This is a genomic window from Salinispora tropica CNB-440, from assembly GCF_000016425.1.
Classification (GTDB): Bacteria; Actinomycetota; Actinomycetes; order Mycobacteriales; family Micromonosporaceae; genus Micromonospora; species Micromonospora tropica.
The window spans coordinates 311,687-335,836 of sequence record NC_009380.1 but is presented as its reverse complement, the minus strand read 5'-3'; the positions used below and the strand labels follow the sequence as shown (position 1 = coordinate 335,836).

The 24,150-nt window shown below is 70.2% G+C and carries 22 protein-coding genes and 1 riboswitch; of the genes, 8 read left to right on the top strand and 14 right to left on the bottom strand.

All coding sequences use genetic code 11. The annotated features are described in order from the left end of the window. The first annotated feature begins 56 nt into the window (after positions 1-56). From STROP_RS01490 to mshD, 3 genes are all read left to right on the top strand, one after another. On the top strand, positions 57-776 hold the full coding sequence (locus STROP_RS01490) for a winged helix-turn-helix transcriptional regulator (RefSeq protein ID WP_011904213.1): 720 nt from the start codon (positions 57-59) through the stop codon (positions 774-776). A 122-nt stretch (positions 777-898) separates the two neighbouring features. Beyond that, the gene (locus tag STROP_RS01485; protein ID WP_026275328.1) at positions 899-1,822 is read left to right on the top strand and encodes a polysaccharide deacetylase family protein; all 924 of its coding nucleotides are present in this window, start codon (positions 899-901) and stop codon (positions 1,820-1,822) included. 25 nt (positions 1,823-1,847) lie between these two features. Beyond that, positions 1,848-2,771, top strand: a complete 924-nt coding sequence (mshD, locus tag STROP_RS01480) for a mycothiol synthase (RefSeq protein ID WP_011904211.1) — start codon at positions 1,848-1,850, stop codon at positions 2,769-2,771. Positions 2,772-2,933: 162 nt separating this feature from the next. Here the strand turns inward: mshD and STROP_RS01475 are convergent, their stop codons facing one another. The 10 genes from STROP_RS01475 to STROP_RS01430 all read right to left on the bottom strand — a co-directional run bounded on the left by STROP_RS01475 (position 2,934) and on the right by STROP_RS01430 (position 12,011). Continuing rightward, complete coding sequence (locus STROP_RS01475; RefSeq protein WP_011904210.1) at positions 2,934-3,689, bottom strand: winged helix-turn-helix transcriptional regulator; 756 nt, start codon at positions 3,687-3,689, stop codon at positions 2,934-2,936. A 17-nt stretch (positions 3,690-3,706) separates the two neighbouring features. After that, positions 3,707-4,573, bottom strand: a complete 867-nt coding sequence (gene pstB / locus STROP_RS01470; protein ID WP_011904209.1) for a phosphate ABC transporter ATP-binding protein PstB — start codon at positions 4,571-4,573, stop codon at positions 3,707-3,709. Positions 4,574-4,634: 61 nt separating this feature from the next. Continuing rightward, a complete protein-coding gene (gene pstA, locus STROP_RS01465) occupies positions 4,635-5,555 on the bottom strand; it encodes a phosphate ABC transporter permease PstA (RefSeq protein ID WP_011904208.1) in 921 nt (306 codons plus the stop codon). Further along, positions 5,552-6,499 carry a phosphate ABC transporter permease subunit PstC gene (gene pstC / locus STROP_RS01460; RefSeq protein ID WP_011904207.1) on the bottom strand — a complete coding sequence of 316 codons (948 nt, stop codon included), beginning with the start codon at positions 6,497-6,499 and terminating at the stop codon, positions 5,552-5,554. Before pstC ends, pstA begins: the two co-directional genes overlap by 4 nt. A 1-nt stretch (position 6,500) precedes the next feature. Further along, positions 6,501-7,460: a PstS family phosphate ABC transporter substrate-binding protein gene (locus STROP_RS01455; RefSeq protein WP_018831249.1), complete on the bottom strand. Its 960-nt coding sequence runs from the start codon at positions 7,458-7,460 to the stop codon at positions 6,501-6,503. Between the two features lie 255 nt (positions 7,461-7,715). After that, positions 7,716-8,360, bottom strand: a complete 645-nt coding sequence (gene phoU / locus STROP_RS01450; RefSeq protein WP_011904205.1) for a phosphate signaling complex protein PhoU — start codon at positions 8,358-8,360, stop codon at positions 7,716-7,718. 162 nt (positions 8,361-8,522) lie between these two features. Beyond that, entirely contained in the window at positions 8,523-9,413 is an 891-nt protein-coding gene (locus STROP_RS01445; protein WP_011904204.1) for an NUDIX hydrolase, read from the bottom strand. Positions 9,414-9,465: 52 nt separating this feature from the next. After that, positions 9,466-10,470, bottom strand: coding sequence for an inorganic phosphate transporter (locus tag STROP_RS01440; protein ID WP_011904203.1), 1,005 nt, complete (start codon positions 10,468-10,470; stop codon positions 9,466-9,468). Between the two features lie 3 nt (positions 10,471-10,473). Next, entirely contained in the window at positions 10,474-11,100 is a 627-nt protein-coding gene (locus STROP_RS01435; protein ID WP_026275327.1) for a DUF47 domain-containing protein, read from the bottom strand. A gap of 404 nt (positions 11,101-11,504) precedes the next feature. Then, positions 11,505-12,011 (bottom strand): ribonuclease FAU-1 family protein, encoded by a 507-nt coding sequence (locus STROP_RS01430; RefSeq protein ID WP_011904201.1) that lies wholly within the window; start codon positions 12,009-12,011, stop codon positions 11,505-11,507. A gap of 137 nt (positions 12,012-12,148) precedes the next feature. On the opposite strand from STROP_RS01430, the gene STROP_RS01425 reads away from it, so the two are divergent. Further along, positions 12,149-14,200, top strand: coding sequence for an ATP-dependent DNA helicase (locus tag STROP_RS01425; RefSeq protein ID WP_011904200.1), 2,052 nt, complete (start codon positions 12,149-12,151; stop codon positions 14,198-14,200). Positions 14,201-14,250: 50 nt separating this feature from the next. On the opposite strand, the gene STROP_RS01420 is transcribed toward STROP_RS01425, so the two are convergent. After that, complete coding sequence (locus STROP_RS01420) at positions 14,251-15,522, bottom strand: AI-2E family transporter (protein ID WP_011904199.1); 1,272 nt, start codon at positions 15,520-15,522, stop codon at positions 14,251-14,253. A gap of 178 nt (positions 15,523-15,700) precedes the next feature. On the opposite strand from STROP_RS01420, the gene STROP_RS01415 reads away from it, so the two are divergent. Then, positions 15,701-16,039: a GroES family chaperonin gene (locus STROP_RS01415; protein WP_011904198.1), complete on the top strand. Its 339-nt coding sequence runs from the start codon at positions 15,701-15,703 to the stop codon at positions 16,037-16,039. Positions 16,040-16,126: 87 nt separating this feature from the next. Then, complete coding sequence (locus STROP_RS24975; RefSeq protein ID WP_011904197.1) at positions 16,127-16,294, top strand: hypothetical protein; 168 nt, start codon at positions 16,127-16,129, stop codon at positions 16,292-16,294. Between the two features lie 50 nt (positions 16,295-16,344). Here STROP_RS24975 and STROP_RS01410 read toward each other — a convergent pair whose 3' ends face one another. Next, positions 16,345-17,853 (bottom strand): PrsW family intramembrane metalloprotease, encoded by a 1,509-nt coding sequence (locus STROP_RS01410; RefSeq protein WP_011904196.1) that lies wholly within the window; start codon positions 17,851-17,853, stop codon positions 16,345-16,347. Positions 17,854-17,876: 23 nt separating this feature from the next. Then, positions 17,877-17,996, top strand: a riboswitch (SAM riboswitch). Positions 17,997-18,040: 44 nt separating this feature from the next. Here STROP_RS01410 and STROP_RS01405 point away from each other — a divergent pair. After that, positions 18,041-19,285 (top strand): aminotransferase class V-fold PLP-dependent enzyme, encoded by a 1,245-nt coding sequence (locus tag STROP_RS01405; RefSeq protein ID WP_011904195.1) that lies wholly within the window; start codon positions 18,041-18,043, stop codon positions 19,283-19,285. Positions 19,286-19,309: 24 nt separating this feature from the next. Here STROP_RS01405 and STROP_RS01400 read toward each other — a convergent pair whose 3' ends face one another. Further along, positions 19,310-20,509, bottom strand: a complete 1,200-nt coding sequence (locus STROP_RS01400; RefSeq protein WP_011904194.1) for an FUSC family protein — start codon at positions 20,507-20,509, stop codon at positions 19,310-19,312. Positions 20,510-20,760: 251 nt separating this feature from the next. On the opposite strand from STROP_RS01400, the gene STROP_RS01395 reads away from it, so the two are divergent. Then, entirely contained in the window at positions 20,761-22,155 is a 1,395-nt protein-coding gene (locus STROP_RS01395; protein WP_011904193.1) for an FAD-binding oxidoreductase, read from the top strand. A gap of 92 nt (positions 22,156-22,247) precedes the next feature. Here the strand turns inward: STROP_RS01395 and STROP_RS01390 are convergent, their stop codons facing one another. Next, positions 22,248-24,059: a glycerol-3-phosphate dehydrogenase/oxidase gene (locus STROP_RS01390; RefSeq protein ID WP_026275326.1), complete on the bottom strand. Its 1,812-nt coding sequence runs from the start codon at positions 24,057-24,059 to the stop codon at positions 22,248-22,250. Between the last annotated feature and the right edge of the window lie 91 nt (positions 24,060-24,150).

Genomic DNA, 24,150 nt, shown 5'->3' with positions numbered 1-24,150 from the left:
CCCTCAGCGAGGAGCGTGCGCTGGTCACGCGCGGCCACCGCGCCGCCGGGACGGAGGTGATCGTGGAGATCCTGCTTCTGGTGACGGCACACGCAGGTGAACCATCCGCTGTGCTGCCAGCGCTCGACCTACTACCCCACTCGGTCCGCACCGCCCCGCGCGACGTACGCACCCTGGTCGCCGGCCCCAGCCCGGACGTGGTCGTGATCGACGCCCGCTCCGAGCTGAGCGAGGCCCGGGACACCTGCCGCATGCTGCACGCCACCGGACTCAACGCCCCCCTGATAGCGGTCGTCACCGAAGCCGGACTGATCGCGCTCAACGCCGACTGGGGAGTCGATGATGTAATCCTCGCCTCAGCCGGCCCGGCTGAGGTTGAGGCCCGGTTACGCTTAGTGATCGGACGGTTGGCGGACACCACCATGGGGGCCGACAGCTCGATCAGGGCCGGCGAGTTGACCATTGATACGGACACCTACGCCGCGAAACTCAAGGGTCGCCCCCTCGACCTGACGTACAAAGAGTTCGAACTACTCAAATTCCTGGCACAGCATCCAGGTCGGGTCTTCACCCGGGACCAGTTGCTGCGCGAGGTGTGGGGCTACGACTACTTCGGCGGGACCCGCACCGTGGACGTGCACGTCCGACGGCTGCGCGCCAAGCTCGGCTCCGAGTACGAGTCGATGATCGGTACGGTCCGTCAGGTCGGCTACAAGCTCGTCGTCCCGCCCGCTCGGGCGCTACCGGAGTCGGAGCCCGCCCCGATCTCCGTCTGATCCTCTATTAACCATTTGCCCGATTATTCGGATAATCGGGATTATTCTCGTGTTCCAGGACCGCTCTACCGGTAAGTACGGGGGTACACACGGTGCAGACGAAAGGCGGCGGACCCACCCGAATGGGCGGGCTGAGGCAGTTCACCCCAGCCACCCGTTCCCTCGCCATCGCAGCAGTGGTCGTGATCGCGCTGCTCGGTTCCGCGTTCGCGATCGGGCGCGGAATCGCGCCGACAGGGGCCCCGGTCACCAGCAGCGCCACCACGCCGCATCCGACCGACCAACCAGCTGCGCCCGAGACCCCGGCCCCCGACGACAGCTCCGCGACCGCGGAGGCGCACGACGGCGGCACGGTAGCCGTCCCGGAGCCGACCGCGGTTGACGAGAGCTCGCCGGCCGCCGCCGAACCGACCGCTCCGGAGCCGACCGCGAGTAGCGACTACTACGACGAAGGCACCCAGCGCACCACCGGAACCTCGACCGTGGCCCTCACCTTCGACGACGGGCCCAACCCCCAGTACACCCCACAGATCCTCACGTCCCTACGGGAGTACGGGGTCACCGCCACCTTCTGCGTGACCGGCAAGAACGCCAGCGCCTACCCGGAGCTGATCCAAGCGATCGTGGCCGACGGCCACACCCTGTGCAACCACACCTGGAACCATGACATCGCCCTCGGCTCCCGGTCCCCGGATGAGATCCGGGCGGACCTGATCCGGACCAGCGACGCGATCCACGCCGCCGTCCCCGACGCCCCCATCGCCTACTACCGCCAGCCCGGCGGCGCCTGGACCTACTCGGTCGTGTCGGCGGCCCAGGAGTTGGGCCTGACCCCGCTGCACTGGACGATCGACCCACGGGACTGGGAGACACCCGGCGCCGACCCCATCGCGACGACCGTGCTCGACGAGGTGGGACCCGGCTCGATCGTGCTCCTGCACGATGGGGGCGGGCCCCGGCAGGACACCGTGGACGCGCTCAGCCAGATCCTGCCGGAGCTCATCACCCGCTTCCCGGTCGCGGCGCTGCCACCCAGCATCACCTGACCGGTGGCCGGGCTACCGTGAGCCGATGAACAGCACCGAACCCGACAGCGACCGGGTGACCCGGACCGACCGGCTCAACGCACCGGAGATCGCCGACGTGCAGGCACTCGCCCGAGCCGCGGGGGACGCCGACGGTGCGGACCCATTCGACGAGCACACCCTGCTCCGGCTCCGCGACCCGCACGCGCCGACCCACCACCTCACCGCCCGCACCGCTAACGGCACCTTGACCGGGTACGCGCACCTGGACATCACCAACCCGACCTCCGGCACCGGGGTGGAGCTGGCAGTCCACCCCGCGTACCGCCGCCGGGGAACCGGACGGGCCCTGGCCCGGAGTGTCCGCGCGGCCGTCACCGGTCCGCTCCGTGCCTGGGCGCACGGCGACCACCCCTCCGCCGCCGCGCTCGCGGTGGACCTGGACTACCGGCGCGCCCGAGTGCTCTGGCAGCTCCGCCGACCACTCACCGCCCCGATCCCGGAGCCGCCCCTGCCAGACGGGGTGACGCTGCGGGCGTACCGGCCCGGAGCCGACGACGACGCCTGGCTGGCGCTCAACGCCAAGGCCTTCGCCGACCACCCGGAACAGGGCCAGTGGACCGCCGCAGACCTCCAGGCACGCCGCGACGAGCCGTGGTTCGACGCGGCTGGTTTCCTCCTCGCCGTCGACCCGGCGGGACAGCTACTCGGCTTCCACTGGACAAAGATCCACGAGCGGCCCGGCTCCGCCCGCATCGGCGAGGTGTACGTGCTGGGTGTTGACCCAACCGCCCACGGCGGAGGGCTCGGCAAGGCACTCACCGCGGCCGGGCTGGCATACCTACGAGACCAGCGGGGCCTGGACCGGGTGATGCTCTACGTGGACGAGTCCAACACCGCGGCCGTGGCCCTCTACGAGCGGCTCGGCTTCGCCCGATGGTCGGCACACGTCAACTACCAGTTGGGCTGACGTCGACCCGCCAGCCCGTCCCCGGTTTCGGACCACCGCTCCGGCCCCCCAACCCCGGGCCCGCGAGCTTCGGGCCCGGCCCCGGGCCCGCGAGCTTCGGGCCCGACCAACCTCGGGCCGCCGCGAGGCTTCCTCGGCGCAGGGGTGGCCGTCCCCGCGGCGTCACAGCGGGGTCGTCGAGGACGGCTCCATCTGCTCCGGCGGGGTGAATCGGTAGCCCAGCCCCCGCACCGTGATGATGAGCGGCTGCGGCTCCCCCTCCGCCTCCAGTCGCTTGCGGAGCCGCTTGATGTGCACCGTGAGAGTGTTCGAGCTCTCCCCCGTCGACCCATCCCACACCGCCGACAACAGCTGTTCCCGGCTGACCGTCCGATCGGCGTGCGTCATGAAGAAGTACAGGAGCCGGAACTCCTTCAACGGCAACGACACTGGCCGGCCGTGCAGCGTCACCTCGTAGGTGGCCGGTTCCATTCGGAGACCGCCCAGCTCAACCGGCGGGTCCAGACTGCCGGCGGTCTCCGGCCGGATCCCACGCAGGATCGGCACCACCTCGTCCACCCGGTACGGCCGTCGAACGCAGGCCGTGGCGCCAGCCCGGAGCGCCCCGACGGCCACCGACCCGTCGTCATCCCCCACCCCGACCAGGGTGGGGATGCCGGCCTGCCCGACCAGCAGCCGGACCAACTCGGTGCTGGCCATGGTGGTGAGCCCAGCCGACACGACGGCCGCGTCCGGTTGCAGGGCACCAGCGGCCAGCAGCGCCTCGGCAGCGTGTGGGAAGTACCGCCCCTGCACCCGGAGAGCGGATAGCTCCGTCACCAACTCCGGGCCGGCAACCTTGTCTTCATCCACCACAAAAAGGAGAAATCTGCCCTCCGTTCGATAGTCACCCTTGGTGTTCTCGACGACGCTATTCATCGACACCGGCCGCGGGATCAGCCGAAGCGGCCGGTGATGTAGTCTTCCGTGCGCTTGTCCGCTGGGTTGGTGAAGAGCTTGCCTGTCTGGCTGAACTCGACCAGCCGTCCGTGCCGCTCCTGCCGCTCGTCCACCTCGGCGGTGAAGAAGGCCGTGTAGTGGCTTACCCGGGCCGCCTGCTGCATGTTGTGGGTGACGATGACGATCGTGTAGTCATTCGACAGCTCCGACATCAGGTCCTCGATCTTCGCCGTGGCGATCGGGTCGAGCGCCGAGCAGGGCTCGTCCATGAGGATGATCTCGGGTCGGACGGCGATCGTCCGGGCGATACAGAGCCGCTGCTGCTGACCGCCGGAGAGGGCCAGACCACTGGTCTTGAGCTTGTCCTTGACCTCGTCCCAGAGGGCAGCGTCGCGCAACGCCTTCTCCACCAGGTCATCCATGCTGGAGACCTTCATGCCAGTCACGCGGGGCCCGTAGGCCACATTGTCGTAGATCGACTTGGGGAACGGGTTCGGCTTCTGGAAGACCATGCCGATGCGGCGCCGGACCTCGATCGGGTCGACGTCCTTAACGTACAGGTCCTGGCCGTGGTACGTCACCGAGCCGGAGACGCGGGCTCCGGGGATGAGGTCGTTCATCCGGTTCAACGACCGCAGGATGGTCGACTTGCCACACCCGGAAGGACCGATCATGGCCGTGATCTGCTTCTCCTGGATCGGCATCGACGTGTCGCGCACGGCCTCGTAGGCGCCGTAGTACACGCTGACTCCGGAGAGCTCCATCACCGGGTCCGCCGCGTCGGACTTAGGGGTTCCGGTCGATTGGGCGCCAACGCCGGCGATGCTGACGCCGGGGCGGTTGGTGGTGTCGGTGGGGTTCACGGTGCTCACCTCTGGATGGGGTGGGTAGGACGGTGGAGCCGGTGGTCCGTCATCGGACTACTCACCAGCGCTTCTCGAACCGGTTACGAACGAAAATCGCGATCGAGTTCATCGCGAGCACAATCGCCAGCAGCAGGACGATGGCACCGGCAGCGAGCTCCGTGTACTCCGACTGCGAGCGGGTGATGAAGGTGTAGATCTGGATCGGCAACGCGGTGTACCCACTGTCCAGCCCGTCCGGGTTGAAGGTGATGAAGGTGACCGCGCCGAGAACGATCAGTGGGGCGGCCTCTCCGATCGCACGGGACAGGGCCAGGATCGACCCGGTGGCGATCCCCGGGACCGCCGACGGCAGCACCTGCCGCGACACGGTCTGCCACTTGGTCGCACCGAGGGCGTAGGAGGCGTGCCGGATCGACTGCGGCACCGCCCGGATGGCCTCCCGGGTGGCGATGATGACCACCGGCAGGACCAGCAGCGACAGCACGATCGCCGCGGTGATGACCGTGAACCCAAGGCCGAGCGCCCGGGCGATGATCCCCAGGCCGAGAATACCGAAAATGATCGATGGCACCCCGGCAAGGTTCTGGATGTTGAGTTCCAGCAGCCGGTTGTACCAGCGGGTGTTGTCCGCGTACTCCTCCAGGTAGATCGCGGACAGGATGCCGATCGGCAGGCAGATCACCGCGACCAGCGAAATGATCCACAGCGTGCCGACCAGCGCGGACTGCACACCGGCGCTGTCCAGCCTGCTCACCAGACCGGTGGGCATCTCGGTCCACAGCCGGGAGTCCAGCCGATTCCAGCCCTTGACGAGCACCCAGGTCAGCAGGGCGGCGAGTACACCGAAGGCGATCAGCAGGCAGGCCTGCATCGCCAGCCGGAACGCGACCTCACCTGGCCGGCTTCGGCGCTGGGTCAGCGCGTTACCCGACGCGGAGGAATCCGGCCGGGTCTCGGTGGTGATGGTGGGGGTGCTCACTCGTAGACCTCCCGGAAACGACGGACCATCCGGATCGACACCGCGTTCAGCGCGAAGGTGATGAGGAACAGCAGCGCACCGACGGCGAAGACCGAGTCGTAGTCGAGCGACCCGACCGGGATGTCGCCCGAGGAGATGTTGGCGATGAAGGCGGTCATGGTCGCCGCCCCCTCCAGCGGATTGAGGACAATCCGGTCGGAGGTGAGACCACCCGCGATCGTAACGATCATGGTTTCCCCCACCGCGCGGGAGATACCCAGAACAACCGCGGCGACGATGCCGGACATCGCCGCCGGCACCACCACCCGGGTGGACACCTGCATCTTCGTGGAGGCCAACGCGTACGCGCCCTCGCGCAGGCTGCGCGGAACAGCGGCCATCGAGTCCTCGGAGATGCTGGCGATGGTCGGCACGATCATGATGCCCATCGCGATACCCGCGATGAGCAGGTTCTGGAAGGCCGGTCCGTTGTCGGTCGGCCACCACTTCTGCAGCAGCGGGTTGAGCGCGAAGAGCGCGACGAAGCCGTACACGACCGTCGGCACGCCAGCGAGCAGTTCGATGATCGGCTTGAGCACCTTGCGGGTACGCGGGTTGGCGTACTCCGAGAGGTAGATCGCCGAGCCCAGGCCGAGCGGAACGGCGATGGCCAGCGCGACGCCCGTCACCGTCAGCGTGGCGGCGACGAGGGGCAGGACTCCGTAGGCCTTCTGCGCGAAGGTCGGCGTCCAGCTCGTGCCGGTGACGAACTCAACGATGCTGACCTGCTGGAAGAACCCGATCGTTGGCTGCACCAGCGCGATGACGATCCCGATCGTGGTGGCGACCGAAACCAACGCGGCAGCGACGAGCAGGACCTTGACGGTGCTGTCAACGGGGCGACGCCGGCCCCGCCGCAGGGCACTGCCCGCGGCGGAACCGGCGTTCGAGGTGCTGATGGCCACGTCAGGCCGCAGCCTTCAGGGCGTCGAACTCAGCCTGGAGGGTGCTCTTCTGCTCCTCGGTGAGCGGGACGTACTGCGCCTCCGTGACGATGTCGTCGATCCGCTCGATGTAGAAGGTGACGAAGTCCGCGACCTGCTCCTTCTTGACACCGGAGTCGCTGACGTAGATGAACAGCGGCCGCGACAGCGGCTGGTAGGTGTTCTCCTGCGCGGTCTTCAGGCTCGGCTCGACGCAGCCGGAGCCGCCGTCAACCTTGAGCGCCTTGAGCTTGTCCGCGTTCTCCTCGAAGTAGGTGAAGCCGAAGTAGCCCAGGCCACCCTTGGTGCCGGCAACGCCCTGCACGACGACGTTGTCGTTCTCCGACGCGGTGTAGTCGGTGCGGCTGGCGCCCTCCTCACCGTTGATCTCGTCGGTGAAGTAGTCGAAGGTGCCGGAGTCGGTACCCGGGCCGAAGAGCTTCAGCGGCTCGTCCGGGAAGCTGGGGTCGACCTGGTTCCAGCTGGTGATCTGGGAGTTCGGCTCCCAGATCGCCTTGAGCTGGTCAACCGTGAGGCAGTCGGCCCAGTCGTTGTCCTTGCTGACGACCACCGTGAGGGCGTCGTTGGCGACAATCAGCTCCTTGTACTGAATGCCGGCCGCCTCGCAGGCCTCGATCTCCGAGTCCTTGATCGGACGGGAGGCGTCAGAGATGTCGGTCTCCCCCTTGCAGAACCGCTCGAAGCCGCCGCCGGTGCCGGAGGTGCCGACGGAGACGTTGACGCCGCTCTGAACCTCGCGGTAGAAGGTGGCAGCGGCCTCACTCAGCGGCGCGACCGTGCTGGAGCCGTTGACCTTGACTTCACCCGAAAGCTTCTCGCCACCATCGGCGTCTTCGTTGTTGTTGCTGCTGCAGCCGGTAAGCGCGAGCGCGGCGAGCGCGGTGCCGGCGAGGATGCGCCGCGAAAGCACGTTGCGGTTCACCAGGTAAGCCTCTCTATCGGGGAGTGCCAGCCCGTCCGGGCCGTACGAGAAGTCAAGGTAGAAGGCCCAGGTAGCCGCGCGACCGGCGCTAAGTGAACGAAAGGTGAACTCCGCGACGAAGACCGTGGCCGGGAGGCTCAGCTTTGTGACTTTCGGACCACTGCATCCCCCGATGCCCCTTGTCGAGGACCCGGATCCTGGTCGCGTCGAAGGCCCTGCCCGGTCGTCCCAGGCAGGGCCTTCGACGCGACCGCCCTAGAGCCGAATCGTTCCGGTTACCAGGTAGACCACCTGACGCGCCACGTTGACCGCGTGGTCCGCGTACCGCTCGTAATAGCGGCCGACCAGGGCGAGGTCGATGGCGCTCTCCACCCCGTACTGCCAGCTGGCCAGAAGGAGCGACAGCAGGCGCGACTGGGCGGTGTCGACCTCGTCGTCGTCGAGCCCGATCTGCATGGCGGTCAGCGGATCACGGGTGGTGAGCACGGTCGAGGCCTTCTCCGCGATCCGCGCAGCCGCTTCGGCCATCTCCGTCACCACGACCGCCGCCGGCGGAGGCACGACCATGACCGGGTACCGCATCTGCACGACCTTGGCGATGTGCACGGCGAGGTCACCCATCCGCTCGAGGTCGGCCGCGATCCGGATGGCGCAGAGCACCAGGCGCAGGTCCGAGGCGACCGGCTGCTGCCGAGCGAGCAGCTCCGGAACGGCCGCCTCGATATCCCAGCGAAGCTGATCAAGGACGGCGTCGTTCCGAACGACCTGCTCGGCCGCCTCCCGGTTCACGTCCAGAAGCGCGGTGCCCGCACCCCGGATCGCCGCCGCGGCCTCCCGGCTCATCACGGCCAGGGCGCCAGTCAACCGATCAAGCTGCTCGTCGTAGCCGCTCCGGACCATCGTGCCTCCACCTGTTCGCCTCGCGGCTCCGCCATCGTCCCGAGGGCGGGTACGCCTTGGCGAACCACGAGTCAGCCCCATCGCATAGACAGCAACCTACCGGCTGCGGCACGGATCAGCCGAATCCGGCACCGGCGATGGGCGACGTCCCTGACTGACCAGTCAGCGCAGGAGAAACCGGGGTGGCCCCGCGCCGGAGTCCTCCAGCCGAGGGGTCACCGGACTCGCCGCATCGCGGGTCGCCGCGGCGGCGACAACACCGGCCAGATCCCGACAGGCTGCCACCTGGCCGAGGGTGACCAGGGTCGGCGGGAGCATGGTCAGCTCCCCGGCGCAGGCGTCGGCCGGGGAGATCCAGAGCGTGCGGTCCGCCTCACCGGAGACATCCCGGGTACGCTGCCCCACCGGCAGCCGGGCGACGAAGAAGTACGTGTCGAAACGACGCGGCTCGAACTCGGGTGTGATCCACCGGCTCCACGGCAGCAGCAGATCCGACCGGAGGGTGAGCCCGCGCTGGGCGAGCAGGTCAGCAAAGCCCACCTCACGCCGTTCCAGGGCCACCCGGGCGGTCTCCCAGTCGGCGCCGGACACATCACCGACGACCGTGTCGGCGTCCGGGCCGGCGAGCAGGACTCCGACCTCCTCGAACACTTCCCGCGCGGCGGCGCAGACGACCGCCTGCGCCGACGTCGGAGCCAGCCCCAGCCGGGCTCCCCACTGGGCCGGGGTCGGCCCGGCCCAGTCAACGTGGGCCGTCGAATCCGATGGGTCCACGCCGCCACCGGGGAAGGCGTACACGCCGCCAAAGGCCATCGCTGCGACCCGCCGGATCAGATACGCCTCGAAGCCGTACGGGCGGGCGGACGGCGGGGCGGAGAGGCCGTTCGGCCGATCCATCCCGCTGCCCGCACCGGCAACATCGTCGGCTGGGCGAAGCAGCAGTACGGTGGCCGCCACCCGGGGTACCGCCGGCGTGCCCCCCTGCTCGCGGAACCGGCGGGCGTGTTCCACCAGCGCCGATGGGGCAGGGAAACCATCGCCGTCGCTCGTCATGGAGAGAGCCTAGATCCCAGCCGGCGCAACGCCCAGCGCCCCTGCCCGCGCCTCAGCTGAACAACGGTCGAACCAGGAAGTACGTCAGGGCGCCGATGCTGCCGGCAGCCGGGAAGGTGAGAATCCAGGCGCCCACGATGTTGCCGGCGACCCCCCAACGAACCGCGGAGAGCCGCTTGGTGACACCAACACCCATGATCGCCGAGGTGATGGTGTGGGTGGTGGAGATCGGTGCGCCCAGCACCAGCGCGTTGAAGTAGAGCACCGAGCTGGCCACGGTCTCGGCGGCGAAGCCCTCTGGCGGACGCAGGTCGATGATCTTCCGGCCCAGGGTCCGGATGATCCGCCACCCACCGGCGTACGTACCGGCGGCGAGCACCGCCGCAGAGGTCCAGAAGGCCCACTCCGGGATGTACGTCGGATCGTCCTGGAAGCCCCCGACGAAGAGGGCGAGTACCACGATGCCGATCGTCTTCGCCGCGTCCTGCATGCCGTGGCCGATCGACATGGCCGCCGCCGAGGCACTCTGAGCCCACCGGAAGCCCCGGTTGAGCTTGCCCGGATGCCCCCGCCGGAAGATCCACTGAACGGCGAGCATGACGAGGTAACCGAGGAGGAGACCGACCATCGGCGACAGGACCATCGGGAGGACGACCTTCTGGCCGATGCCCATCCACAGCACCGCGCCCGACGCCGCCACGGTGGCGCCGACCAGACCGCCGATCAGGGCGTGCGACGAGGACGACGGCAGACCGAAGTACCAGGTGATGAGGTTCCAGACGATGGCACCGACCACACCGGCGAAGACGATGGCCAGGCTGGGCGTCCCGGTGGGCAACTTCACCAGGCCGCTGCCGACGGTCTTGGCGACCTCCGCGCCGAAGTGCGCGCCGATGAAGTTGCCGACGGCCGCCATGGCCAGGGCGACCCGGGGGGTCAGCGCTCGGGTGGAGATGCTGGTCGCGATCGCGTTGGCGGCGTCGTGGAATCCGTTCGTGTAGTCGAAGACCAACGCGACTGCGATCACCGCCAGCACGGCGACGAGTTCAGGGGTCACGGATCAGGACTCCTTGACCGCGATTGTCTCGACGGTGTTCGCCACGTGCTCGAAGGCGTCGCAGGCGGCCTCGAGCTCGTCGGCGACCTCCTTCATCTTCAACACGGTCAAGGCGTCGTACTCACCGGAGAAGAGTCGGACCAGCAACATCCGGTACGCCTGGTCGCCGTCGTTCTCCAGCCGGTTGCACTCGATCCAGTAGTCCTCGAGGTCCCGCATCGACCTCAGTCGGGGCATCGCCTCAGCGGTCAGCCTCGCCTGCTGGTCCAAGACGTTGACCAGCTCGTGCATCTCCCGCGGCAGCGACGGCAGCTCGGTCAGGCCGTACAGATAGAGCAGGTTTCCGACCGCCTCCAGGTGATCCATGACGTCGTCGAGCAGCGAGCCGAGCCGGTAGATGTCCTCCCGGTCGAACGGCGTGATGAAGGTAGAGTTGATCTTCTTGTACAGCTCGTGGGTGATCTGATCGCTGTCGTGCTCCACCTCGGTGAGCCGCTCGCTGACCGACTGCACCTCCACGCCGGGCAGGGCCAGCTCGTTGAGGAGTTCGGTGCCCCGCACCAAGTTCTGCGCGGCCCTGGTGAAGAGCTCGTAGAAGGCACCCTCGTTCGGGCGGAAGGAAAACTTCACAGGACGGACCTCGTCGTGTCGGTGGGGGGTGGCAGCCACCTCGCGGGGTGACCTGAGTGGGAATGCTAGGTGCCGCCAAAACGCCGAATGAACCGGCCCACCACTAGCCCACTCCCGTTCACTTTCAATTAACGCTCTGTTCACCTTTATCGGTGTGGATCCTCCGTTCCGGCCCGGCACCGAGCCGGCAGGCGGATACCCTCGCGCTCCGATACCGAACATCTCCCACGGACCCACGAGGGCGTGGACATGCCGTCACGCACGCTGCCGAGCTGCCCTCACGGAGGGGCAGCGACATTCCTCACACCAGCCCCGGGGCCGGGCCACGACCGGCCCCGGGCCCGGCAAGCTTCATCAAACCCACGCCGGGTGTGTCACGGAGGGTCAAGGGCCAGCCAGCCGGTTCAGACGACCAGCGCCAGCCACTTCCGGTACGACGTGGCGAACGGCTCGGTGCCGTCGCCCAACGCGGCGAACAGCCAGTGGGCAGCGGCGTGCGCCTCGGTAACCACCTCGTCCGGGTAGCCGAACCGCTTGCGGTGCTCAGCGAACTCGTCCTCGTCCAGCAGCTCCACCAGACCGGAGCCACGTCGGCGCACCACGTCAAGGTCAAGGTCAAAGAGGTGCACGGTGTCGTCGTTCTCCCAGTGGGCTGGACTGGCGATGTCGCAGTAGACCTCGCTGGTCCGCGGCGGTGGGTTGAACATGCCGGTCCACCACCCGTGATGCGGCACCAGGAGCACGAACGGAATCTGCTCGACGGAGGGGCGGCCGTGGTAGACCGACGGGGTGCCGAGCGGCACACCGAGCCAGACGCCGAGGTCATCCTCGGCGAGCCGGCGGGCCGGGTAGTCGCGGTGGGCGCTGCCGTCGTACTTGCGGTAGATCACGCGGACCACGTCGCTCGGCATGACTGGCACCCTAGCCGATTCGGCCGATCCGACGAAGTAAGGAGATAACCGGACGCCACCGGTCAGATGTCGGACCGTGACGGCGCCGCGCCGCCCGCCGGGAGCCGACCGTCGGCGCGGACCGGTACCGTCGCACGGTGACCCCGCCCCGCGCCGCCACCGATTCCGCCAGCCCACAGTCCCGAACCGGCAGCCGGCGCTCCGGCGGTGGGGTGACCGGAGCCGACCTACTCGCCGCGGCGGTCAACGCGGTCCCCGGAGGCGCGGCGCGCCCGGGCCAGCAGGAGATGACGACGGCGATTGAGACAGCCGTAGCCGCCCGCGAGCACCTACTGGTGCAGGCGGGCACCGGCACCGGCAAATCCCTGGCGTACCTGGCGCCCGCGCTCACCGTTGACGGCCCGGTGGTGGTCTCCACCGCCACCCTCGCGCTCCAGTCCCAACTGGTTGACCACGACCTTCCCCGGCTGGCCGACGCGGTGGAGCCGCTGCTCGGCCGACGACCCACCTTCGCGGTACTCAAGGGGCGGCACCACTACCTCTGCCTGGCCCGGCTCGACAACGCCACCGAGGAGGAGCCCGGCGACACCCTCTTCGACTCGCCGAAGCCGGGCGGCACGGCGTGGCTCGGCGAGGCCGGGCGCCTCGGCCGGCAGGTCCAGCGGCTCCGCGACTGGGCCGAGAAGACTGACACCGGCGACCGGGACGAACTTGATCCCGGCGTTGACGAGCAGGCCTGGCGTCTGGTGTCCATGCCGGCGCGGGAGTGCGTTGGTACGGCCCGTTGCCCGTTCGGCGCCGAGTGTTTCGCCGACGCCTCCCGGGCCCGCGCCCGCGAGGCCGACGTCGTGGTGACCAACCACAGCCTGCTCGCGGTGGACATGCTCGCCGGACGACACATCGTTCCGCCGCACCAGCTGCTCATCGTGGACGAGGCGCACGAACTGGCCGACCGGGTCTCCTCCGCCGCGCAGGCAGAGTTGGTGCCGGAATCCATCGACCGATCCACCCGCCAGGCCCGCCCACTGCTCCGCCCCGAGACGGCCGAGGCGCTCACCGCGGCGGGTGACGCCCTGGCCGTCGGGCTCGCCGAGGCACCCGCAGGTCGGCTCACCACCGGGCTGCCGACCCCGCTGCAGGAGGCGTGCACGCTGCTCGACGCCGCGACCCGCGCGGCCCTCGACTCGATCGGTGAGGTCAAGGCTGACGACCCGGACCCGGTCCGCAAGCAGCAGGCCAAGGCGGTGCTCGACGAGCTGTCCGGCACCGCGCAGCGGCTGTTGGAGGAGGCAGACCACGACGTGGCCTGGGTGGAGCGCAACGATGCCACCGGGCGACGGGCACTGGTGGTCGCCCCGCTCTCGGTGTCCGGCACCCTCGCCACCCACCTTTACGAAGAACGCACCGTCGTCGCCACCTCGGCCACCCTGACTCTGGGGGGCCGCTTCGACACCGTTGCCCGGGCTCTGGGCCTGGAGGTGCCGGCTGCCACAACCGAGGCACCCGTCACCTCCGGTCCCGACTGGCAGTCGCTCGACGTCGGCTCTCCGTTCGACTACGCCCGACAGGGGATCCTCTACGTCGCCGCGCACCTCCCCCGGCCCAGCGCCTCCGGGCTGCCCGACGCGGCCGGCGCGGAGCTCCTCGAGCTGGTCGAGGCGCTCGGCGGACGGACACTCGGGCTCTTCTCGTCCCGGCGGGCCGCGCAGCAGGCGGCGGAGCTGCTCCGGGAACGCACCGACCTGCCCGTGCTGCTCCAGGGCGAGCAGGCGCTGCCACTGCTGGTTCGCCGGTTCCGCGAAGAACAGGCGAGCTGCCTGTTTGGGGTGATGTCGCTCTGGCAGGGGGTGGATGTGCCGGGCGACGCCTGTCAACTGGTGGTCGTTGACCGGCTGCCCTTCCCGCGACCCGATGAGCCACTCGCCGCTGCCCGCGCCGCCGCCGTTGACGCCACTGGTGGATCGGGGTTCGCCGCGGTCAGCGTGCCGATCGCAGCCGTCCGGCTGGCCCAGGGCGTGGGCCGGCTGATTCGCGCCACCGACGACCGGGGGGTGGTCGCGGTGCTCGACTCCCGGCTGGAGAATGCCCGAGGATACGGCCCGTTCCTCCGCCGGTCGCTTCCGCCGTTTTGGTACACGACCCGTCCCGACGTGGCCCGCGGCGCCCTCGAACGCCTCGCCAAGGCATGACCGAGTAGCACACCACGCCGCGGGTCAACGCGACGACAGCCGCGGACAGATCAGGGGGCCCTGCTCGCGACGACGACAGCGTCCGATGGGGTCTCCGGGACGGTACGGGCGGCGAGACGGCGTACCGCCGTGTTGAGCACCGCGATCAACGGCACCGCGATCAGCGCCCCGGTGACCCCGGCGAGTACCACGCCGGCGGCGATACCGACGATCACCGCGAGCGGGTGGATGGCCACCGCCCGCCCCATGATCAATGGCTGGAGCACGTGGCCCTCAAGCTGCTGCACACCGATTACCACGCCCAGGATGATCAACGCGGTGATCGGTCCGCTGTCCACCAGGGCAACGAGCACCGCGACCCCGCCGGACAAGGTCGCCCCGATGATCGGGATGAACGAGGCGAGGAAGACCAGCGCGGCGAGCGGAAGCGCGAACGGGATTTCGAAGATCACCAGGAAGATGCCGATGCCGAGCGCGTCGATGCAGGCCACCAGCACGGTGGCCCGAACGTACGCGCCGAGCGTCTGCCAGGACGCCCGACCGGCGTCGTCGACCTTCCAACGGGCGTTGACCGGCATCAGCCGGACCAGGAAGCGCCAGATCCGGTTGCCGTCACGAAGGAAGAAGAAGGTCGCGAAAAGCACCAGGATCGTGCCCGTCAACACCTCGGCCACGGTGGCCGCGGTGGAGAGCGCCCCGCTGGTCAGCCCATCGATGTTCTCGTTGAGCCACCCTTCGACATCGTTGATGTACCTGTCCAGCTGCTCGTCCTCGAGGCGCAGCGGGCCGGATCTCAGCCAGTTCTGGATCTGGCGTACGCCCTGGGACGACTTCTCGCCCAGCACCGGCAAACCCTGGATGAACTCGTTGACCACCAGGGTCAGCGTGCCGATCACTGCGGCCAACCCGCCCACCAGCACCACGGCGGTCGCCAGCGACCGCGGGAACCGGGCCCGGAGCAGCCAGCCAACGGCTGGGGCCAGCAGTGCCGACAGCAACAGCGCGATGGCCAGCGGGATGATCACGATCCGGACCTGACCCATCACCCGCAACAAGGCCCAGGCGACGATCCCGATCGCGAGCAGCCGCCAGGACCACGCCGCCCCGACACGGAGCGCGTGCGGCACGTCCGCGTCGTCCCGGCTGGTCGTCGAGCTGTGCAGCGGTGCGGATGTCTTCGTGCCGACCGCCGGAGGTGGCGGCGGGGCTGGTGCCGGCCTGGGCGAAGCTGGCGAGGCGGTAGCGGGCGTCCCGGCGCGTAGGCCCGCCGATCTCCGCCGGGACCGCACCGACTGGTACGCGTGACGAAGCCGTTCACGCATCCGCTCGAGACGGCTCAAGCGCACCTCCTGGCGTCGAAGCGTTCCCGCTCACCGGTTGGTCGGACAGGATACGCCGTCAACCTAACCAGCGTGGGGCAAATCTTTTCCTGGATGCCCGCGGTCACCACCGGGGAACCACGGCCGGACGGCGGAGCTGGACACGGTAGCGTCTCCCCCCGTGACGAACGACGAGCATCTCGACTCCGGCCTGCCGATCCGGCTGCTGCACGATCGGGTACTGGTCCGCATGGAGGGCAGTGAAGGTGAGCGTCGCTCTACTGCCGGCATCGTGATTCCGGCGACCGCCGCTGTCGGCAAGCGGTTGGCCTGGGCAGCCGCGGTGGCGGTGGGGCCGAACGTCCGCTCCATCGTCTCCGGCGACCGGGTCCTGTTCGACCCCGACGACCGCTCCGAAGTCGAGCTGCACGGCCGCGGATACGTGCTGCTGCGCGAGCGGGATGTGCACGCCGTCGCCGCCGAACGCGTCGAACCGGACTCCACCGGCCTCTACCTGTAGCCCCAGAGTCCACCGGCCTCCACCGGTAGCCGTTTGCTCTGCTCCTTCCCGGGAAGTTAGCCGCACCAGGTGCCCTGGGGAGGGACGATGCCGGTACTGCTCAAGAAGCTGCTGTTCTGGGGCTTCATCGCGTTCCTGATCTACTTCATGGCGTTCCGACCCGAGGGCGCGGCGGAGATGGTCAAAGCGATCGGGGGCGTGCTGATGGCGATGGCACAGGGCCTCGGCGACTTCCTCACCAGCCTCATGACATGACCATCTGGTCCTGCCTGACGCCGCCAAACGGGCGCCAGGCAGGACCGCGGTCAGAACTGGCCGGGGCGCCCGGAGGTGGGCGGCCCGTACCAGCCGGGCGGCGGATGACCAGGCGGCGGCGGATAACCGGGCGGTGGCGGATAACCGGGCGGGAACGCGGGCGGCGAAGGCGGCGCCAGCACGACCGGAATCGGTACCACCGGCTCCTCCGGCGCCGCTACCGCGCGCTGCGACCCATCCGGGAACCGCAGGTGGTAGCGGTGCCCGTCCCATACGCCAGCCGGGGCGCGCGGATCCCGGCCAACGAAGAACGCTCGGTAGCCGCTCATCAGTTCCAGCAGGTACCGCTCCTCGGCCACGGCCCGCTCCCGCTCCGCCGGGCGATCGTCCAGCCCACGGCGCATCCCGTCGCGCAGCAACGCGAGCCGGGTGGCCGCGAACTGGTAACCGCGCATCGCCTTCCGCCCCTGGTCGCCGCCGACCCGCTTGGCCCACACCCGGGCGGCGTGCCGCCGTCCGAGACTGCTCAACGCCGCCACCTCCGGCGGGGTGAGCCAACCGGAACGGACGTAGTCGGGCAGGGTCCGCTCGGTGAGTCGCCCTTCCCAGGATCGCAACCAAACCGCCAGCGCAACCATGCCGAAGAAGATCGGCACCATGACGCCAATGAGGCCGTAGAGCTGAATCAACAGCTGCCCGGTGGCCTGGGTCAACGTCGGCAGCAGGTTCCAGGCACCGTGCAGCATCATCGCCAGCAGCAGGCCGGCCGCGGGTGCCAGCACCCGTACCCGCCGATCGGCGCTACGGGCGGCGATTCCCAGCCCCACCGCGGTCATGGAGGTGAACAGCGGGTGGGCGAACCCGAAGAGCAGGATCCGGAAGATAAAGATCGCGATGACCTGCTGCGTGCCGGTCGCCGGGCCGTACTCCTCCACACCCGTCCGATATCCGATCCCGCCGAGGTAGAGGATGTTCTCCACCATCGCGAAACCGATCGCGGAGAGCCCACAGTAGACCAGGGCGTCGGTGATTCCGGAGATCTCCCGACGCCGGAAGATCAGCAGCAGGATCGGCCCCAGCGCCTTGGTCAGCTCCTCGATGAAGGGCGCGACCAAGACCGCCGTGAGCGCGGTCGGCAGACCCGCCGCCTCGAACCGGTTCGCGGCGAAGGTGTTGACCGTCAGCGACACCGCAGTGGCCACGAACGCACCCCAGGCGAAGCAGAAGACCAGGTACCGCAGCGGCTCCGGCTCGTACCGATCAAGCCAGAGGAAGCAGGCGACCAGCACCGGGACCGGAAGAACCGCCGCGAACACACCAATCAGCAGCGCCTCCGCGCCGAGGCTCTCGCCCAGTGTCCAGAGCATGAACACGGCGCAGGCCGCGATCAGCAGAATCACCCCGGCGAGAACGAGGAAGCGACGCCAGTTTCGACGACGGGACGGCATCTGCGGAGCGGCCGCCGGTACGGCGGTGGTCGGCGACGGCGGGGGCGCGCCGGGCGGGGTCTCGGCCATGCCGTCAGCGTAGTCACCACCGGCCTGCCCGGCCGGCCACACCGCTGCCCGCTACACTGCAAGCAGGTCACGAGCGCCAGCGACAAGCCCCGGCTTGCTGGCCGGCAACCCTCGTCGAGGTTCGCGGTGGGGTGCCCCGGGTGATGACCGGGCCTGGCGCGGCGCGCGTCGGGCAAGCGCGGACCCCGCCCGCCCACCCGGGGTCCCTGACTCCGGAGAAGCCACCCCGATGACCTGTGCCCTCGCCCCGTCGCCGACCGTCGCCGGCCCCCTCAACGTGCTCGGCGTTCCCGATCAGATCAACCTGGACTACGCGGCCAGTGCCCCGTGCGCGCAGGCCGCGGCGGACGCCGTGACCGCGCTGCTGCCCTGGTACGCAAGTGTGCACCGGGGCGCCGGAGCCCTGTCGCAGCACTGCACTCTGGCCTACGAGCGGGCCCGGCAGACGGTCGGTGACTTCTTCGGCGCCCGCCCCGACGACCACGTCATCTTCACCCGGAACACGACGGACGCGCTCAATCTGCTGGCCCGCGCGCTACCCGCCGGCACCACGGTGGTGACGTTCGGTGGCGAGCACCACGCCAACCTGCTCCCCTGGCCGCGCGGGCCGGTCCGGCTGCCCATGCCGGAGCATCCCGCTGGCGCGGTACGCGCGCTCGACGCGGCCCTCGGCGAGCTGCGCCGCGGCGCCGACCGCGAACCGCCGGTGCTGGTCACGGTGACCGGCGCGAGCAATGTGACGGGCGAGCGGTGGCCCCTGGCCGAGCTGGCGCAGGTGGCCCGGCGACACCGGGCCCGGATCGCGGTGGACGCGGCCCAGCTCGCCCCGCACGCCCCCGTTGACATTCGCGCCCTCGACGTGGACTACCTGGCCGTCTCCGGGCACAAGTTGTACGCGCCGTTCGGCGCGGGGGTGCTCATCGGGCGGGGCGACTGGCTGGACGCGGCCCCGCCGTACCTGGCCGGTGGGGGCGCGACCAGCCACGTCGGCGTCGCGACCCACGACATCCGGTGGGCGGCCGGGCCGGGCCGACACGAGGCCGGCACGCCGAACCTGCTCGGCGCGGTAGCGCTCGCCGCGGTGTGCGACGCTCTCGCCAGCGCCGACCGGGCGGCACTACACGACGCCGAACAGCGGTTGCTGGACCGGCTCCGGGAGGGGCTCGCCGAGCTGCCGGACGCGGTCGAGCTGCACGCCTTCGGGCCGGCCGCGCCGCGGGTGGGGATCGTCTCGTTCGTGCTGGCCGGCCGGGACTCGGCCGAGGTCGCGGCCCATCTGGCCCGGCGGCACCGGATCGGGGTACGCGACGGGCTGTTCTGCGCCCACCCGTTCGCCCGGCGACTACTCACCGAGGCCTCCGCCCGCAGCGGTCGGCGGGACCTGCCGGCGACCGCGCTGCGGGCGAGTATCGGGCTGGGTAGTACCCGCGAGCAGGTGGACCACCTGCTCGCCGCACTCGCCGCGCTCGACTGACCCGAGGACACGACGGCGGCCGGTTCAGCCACCGTTGGACGGGGGCTCCGACTTCCGTTCGGGCTGCTCCGATTCCACGTGCTTCTTCTGCTTCAGGTCGCCGAAGGCCTCGCGGACCAGGCGGTTCGCCTCCTCCTGGGAGACACCTGAGGCGACCAGCAGGTCGCTGGCGATGGTACGCACCTGGGCGACCACCACGCTGCCGGAGAAGCCCACGCCCTCGGTGTACGCCTGCGCGGCCTCGCTGACCGCGCGCAGCGACCGCTCGCGGGCCCGCTCCGGCTCCTCGCCGACGGCGAACTCGTGCCGCAGCAACCGTACCGACTCGGCGAGGTGGCCCATCGAGGCCGGCATCGGCTCGGGGATCGGCTCCGCGTCCTCGATCAGGGTGATGGCACGCCGGATTAGTGTGCTGGCGTTTCGAATCGCCCGTTCGATCGGATCGGCCGCCTCCGCGTAGTGGGTCAGCTCGTTCCGGCGGTGCCAACGCGCGGGAGACAGCGTGGCGGTTTCCTTGGCGCCCTGGATCGCCTCGTCGAACGACGCCACTTCCTCCTTGTGATCGCGGAGCTGCTCCAGCGAGTGTTGCACCTTGTCCCGTTCCCGTTCTCGCAGCCCGTCGGCGGCCTCGTCGAGCTGGTCGGCGAGCAGATCCAACGCCGGACGAGCGGCCCGGTTGAGCACCCGTACCGGGTTCAGCGGTAACAGCAGCGCGGTCACCAGTAGCGCGGCGCTACCGCCGATCAACGCGTCGAGGAATCGCGGTATCTCCAGGTTGTGCCCGGCCGGGCTGAGCGTGACGATCAGGACAGCCGTCGCCGCCGCCTGAATCAGGATCGCGACGCTCCCGCCGGCAAAGACGGTCAGCAGAATCGCCGAGGTCACCACGAGAGAGAGCTGCCACGGCCCGGTGCCCAGCAAAAAGATCAAAAGGTCGCCGACCGCCACGCCGACCGCCACCCCGACGATCAGCTCCACGGTCCGGCGGAAGCGCTGGCCGACCGAGACCGCGAGGGTACCGACCGCCGAGATCGGCGCGAAGACGGGCTGGGGGCTGCCCAGCAGCTCATGCGCCACCAGCCAGGAGATGCCGGCGGCGAGTCCGGCCTGGACGGAGAGCACCAACGTCGCGCGGACCCGGTGCAAACGGTCCTGGAGAGTCGCGTGACCACGATGGCGCAGCCGCTGCACCGTCGCCGCGATCCGGGCGCCGTCGATGTCCATACCACCGCCTCCCGCGACCGAGTCGCTGTACCAGCGAAGGTCGCTCATCCCGGGCCACGCGGGTACTACCCACACCACTCCCTGCCGAACCCTCTCCGCGTCAGTTCTGTGTCGCGCGCCCGGAGCAGAACGGACGAACGGCGGGGCGTGGTGAGGCGGACATGACACGGGGCGGGCAGAGCCGACCGGCCGCAGCGGGCAGGCGCAAGGGCGGATTTGGGGTCGGGCAGCACGGGTCGTAGCCTCGGCTCATGGGTCCCCTCCTCGACGAGCTGCGTGCCGCGCTCGGTGACGACGCCGTGTTGACCGACCCGGATCTGCTCCGGGCGCACCAGCGAGACGAGGCAGATCTCTGCGCCGCCGGCACGCCACTCGTGGTCACCCGCCCCAGGGACACCGCACAGGTGGCGGCGGTGGTACGCGCCGCAGCGCGGCACGGGGCGCCGGTGGTGCCGCAGGGCGCACGGACCGGGCTGGCGGGCGCGGCGAACGCGGTGGATGGCGCCGTGGTGATCAGCACGTCGGCCCTGACCACCATCCTGGAGATCGATCCGGTCAGCCGAATCGCGGTGGTGCAACCCGGAGTGGTCAACGCGGCCCTCGGCGCCGCGGTCGCCGAGCACGGGCTGTGGTACCCGCCGGACCCCGTTTCCTGGGAGTCATCCACCATCGGCGGGAACGTCGCCACCAACGCCGGTGGCATGTGCTGCGTGAAGTACGGCGTGACCACCGAGTACGTGCTCGGCCTCGAGGTCGTGCTCGCCTCCGGCGAGGTGCTGCGCACCGGACGGCGTACCGTGAAGGGGGTGGCCGGGTACGACCTGACCCGCCTCTTCGTCGGCTCCGAGGGCACCCTCGGCGTGCTCACCGAGGTGACCGTCGCGCTGCGTCCCGCTCCGGCGGAGTCGCTGACCATGGTGGCGGTCTTCCCGGGCACCAGCGCCGCCGGGGCCGCGGTGGCGGAGATCGCCGCCCAGGGCCTCTCCCCCAGCCTGCTGGAACTGCTCGACCAGACGCACCTGCGCGCCATCGAGGCGTACCAGCCGATGGGCCTGCGCCGGGATGCGGCCGCGCTGCTGCTGGCCGCCGTGGACACCGGCGCGCACGCCGCCGATGACCTGGCCGCACTCGCGGCGGTCTGCACGGCGGCCGGCGCCGACGAGGTGTACGCGGCCACCGACGCGGCCGAGGCGGCGGCGCTGCTACAGGCGCGACGACTGGCGCACCCGGCGATGGAGCGGTTCGCCGCCGACACGTATCCGGACGGCAACGGCGGACTGGTCATCGACGACGTCGCGGTGCCACGCGGGTCGCTGGCCGCCATGCTCGACGGGGTGGCGCGGATCGCGGCCGAGTGCGACGTACCGATCGGTGTGGTGGGGCACGCCGGGGACGGCAACCTGCACCCGAACATCGTGGTCGACCGGGCGGACCCGGCGAGCCTCGACCGGGGGCGACGCGCGTTCGACGAGATCATGCGGCTGGGGCTCGAGCTGGGTGGCACCTGCACCGGCGAGCACGGAGTCGGCCTGCTCAAGCGCGAGTGGCTGGCCGAGGAGGTCGGCCCGGTCGGGATCCGGGTGCACCAGGCGATCAAGGCTGCGCTGGACCCGACGGGCCTGTTCAACCCGGGCAAGGTGCTCTGACCCAGCCGAAGCGGCGGGTGGCTGATCCAGCCGAAGCGGCGGGGTGGCCGCCGCTTTCGCCGGCGTTGCGGGAGGCACCCCGGGTGCCGTGGTCACGGGGAGGGGGCAGCGCTCTCCACCGAGTCGTCCTCCCCCCGGTCGGCGGCGAAGCCACGGACATCGGGGGCACCGAGCCGGGCCGTGTCGGCCGTCGCGTCGTCCGGCATCAGCTGTGAGTTTCGCTCCGCCGCCACCCGCGCCCGGTAGTGTGCTACTTCCCGTGCCCGTGCGTCAGCGTCCCAGCCCAGCACCGCGCCCATCAGCTCCGCCGTGTGCTCGGCGGACTCCAGGCCACGGTGCGCGGTCTCGATGGAGATCCGGGTCCGCCGGTCCAGCACATCCTCCAGGTGCAGCGCCCCCTCGGCCCGGGTCGCGTAGGTCACCTCGGCGGCCAGGTACTCCGGCGCGCCGGCCAACGGCGAGCCGAGCAACGGGTCGGCGTCGATCAGGGCCAACAGCTCCAGGGTGAGGCTGCCGTACCGCTCCAGCAGGTGCTCGACCACGCCGACCGGCACCCCGTGCCGGCGGGCCAGGTCTGCCCGGTCCCGCCACATCGCCGCGTATCCGTCGGCCCCGAGCAACGGCAGGTCGGCCGTACGCGACCGACGTGCCGCGCCGAGCCGGTACGCCGCCCGGTCGACCACGTCCGCGGCCATCACCCGATACGTCGTGTACTTGCCCCCGGCGACCAGCAGCAGCCCGAGCATCGGCTCAATGACCGCGTGTTCCCGAGACAGCTTGGAGGTGGAGTCCGCCTCGCCGGCCAGCAGCGGTCGCAGACCGGCGTACACCCCCTCGATGTCGGCGGTGGTCAGCGGCCGGTCCAGGACGGTGTTGACCTGTGCCAGCAGGTACTCGATGTCCCGGGCGGAGGCGGCGGGGTGGGAGCGGTCGAGCCGCCAGTCGGTGTCGGTCGTACCGACGATCCAGTGCCCACCCCAGGGGATGACGAAGAGCACGCTCGTGGCGGTCCGCAGGATCAGCCCGGTCTCGCCGGTGATCGCCGATCGGGGCACCACCAGGTGCACGCCTTTCGAGGCCCGGACCCGAACCCGGGGGCGCAGCCCGACGTCGTCGAGCATCCGGGACATGTCGTCGCTCCACACCCCGGTCGCCGCGATCACCGTACGGGCACGCACCTCGAACTCGGCACCCGGGGAGTCGGCCGGCGCCTCCAGATCCCGAACCCGAACCCCGGTCACCTCGCGGGCCTGCCGGATCAGACCGACGGCGCGGGCGCTGGTGACCACGGTCGCGCCGAGGCTGGCCGCGGTCCGGGCGAGGGTGACCACCAGCCGCGCGTCGTCGACCTGGCCGTCGTAGTAGCGGATCGCGCCGGCCAGCCCCTCCGCCTTCAGGCTCGGGAAGGTCCGGCGGGCTCCCTCTCGGGTCAGGTGCCGGTGTAGCGGCATTCCCCGGCCGCCGCCGAAGACACCGGCGAACGCGTCGTACGCCGCCACGCCTGCGCCGTAGTAGGAGCGGCGCAGCGTCCGGGCCGGCAGGTCCCGAAGCCCGCCGCCGAGCAGCGGCACCAGAAACGGCACCGGGCGGACCAGGTGCGGCGCGAGCCGGGTGGCCAGCAGGCCCCGCTCGGTGAGCGCCTCGTGGACCAGGCCGAACTCGAGCTGTTCGAGGTAACGCAGGCCACCGTGGATCAGTTTGCTGGACCGGCTGGACGTGCCGGCCGCGTAGTCGCGCGCTTCGACGAGGGCGACCTTCAGGCCACGCGAGGCGGCGTCCAGGGCGGCGCCAGCGCCGGTGACCCCGCCGCCAATGATCAGGACGTCGAAGTGCTCAACCGCCAGGCTGCGCAGGTCGGCGGCGCGCCGTTGCGGGGAGAGTTGGCTGGCCGTCGCTCGGGACACATTCGGGTCACGCACACCTCCACGGTAGCCCTCCCCGTCCCGGTCAGAACATCCGCGAAAGCCGGAACACTCCGTCCCCGCGCCGACCGAC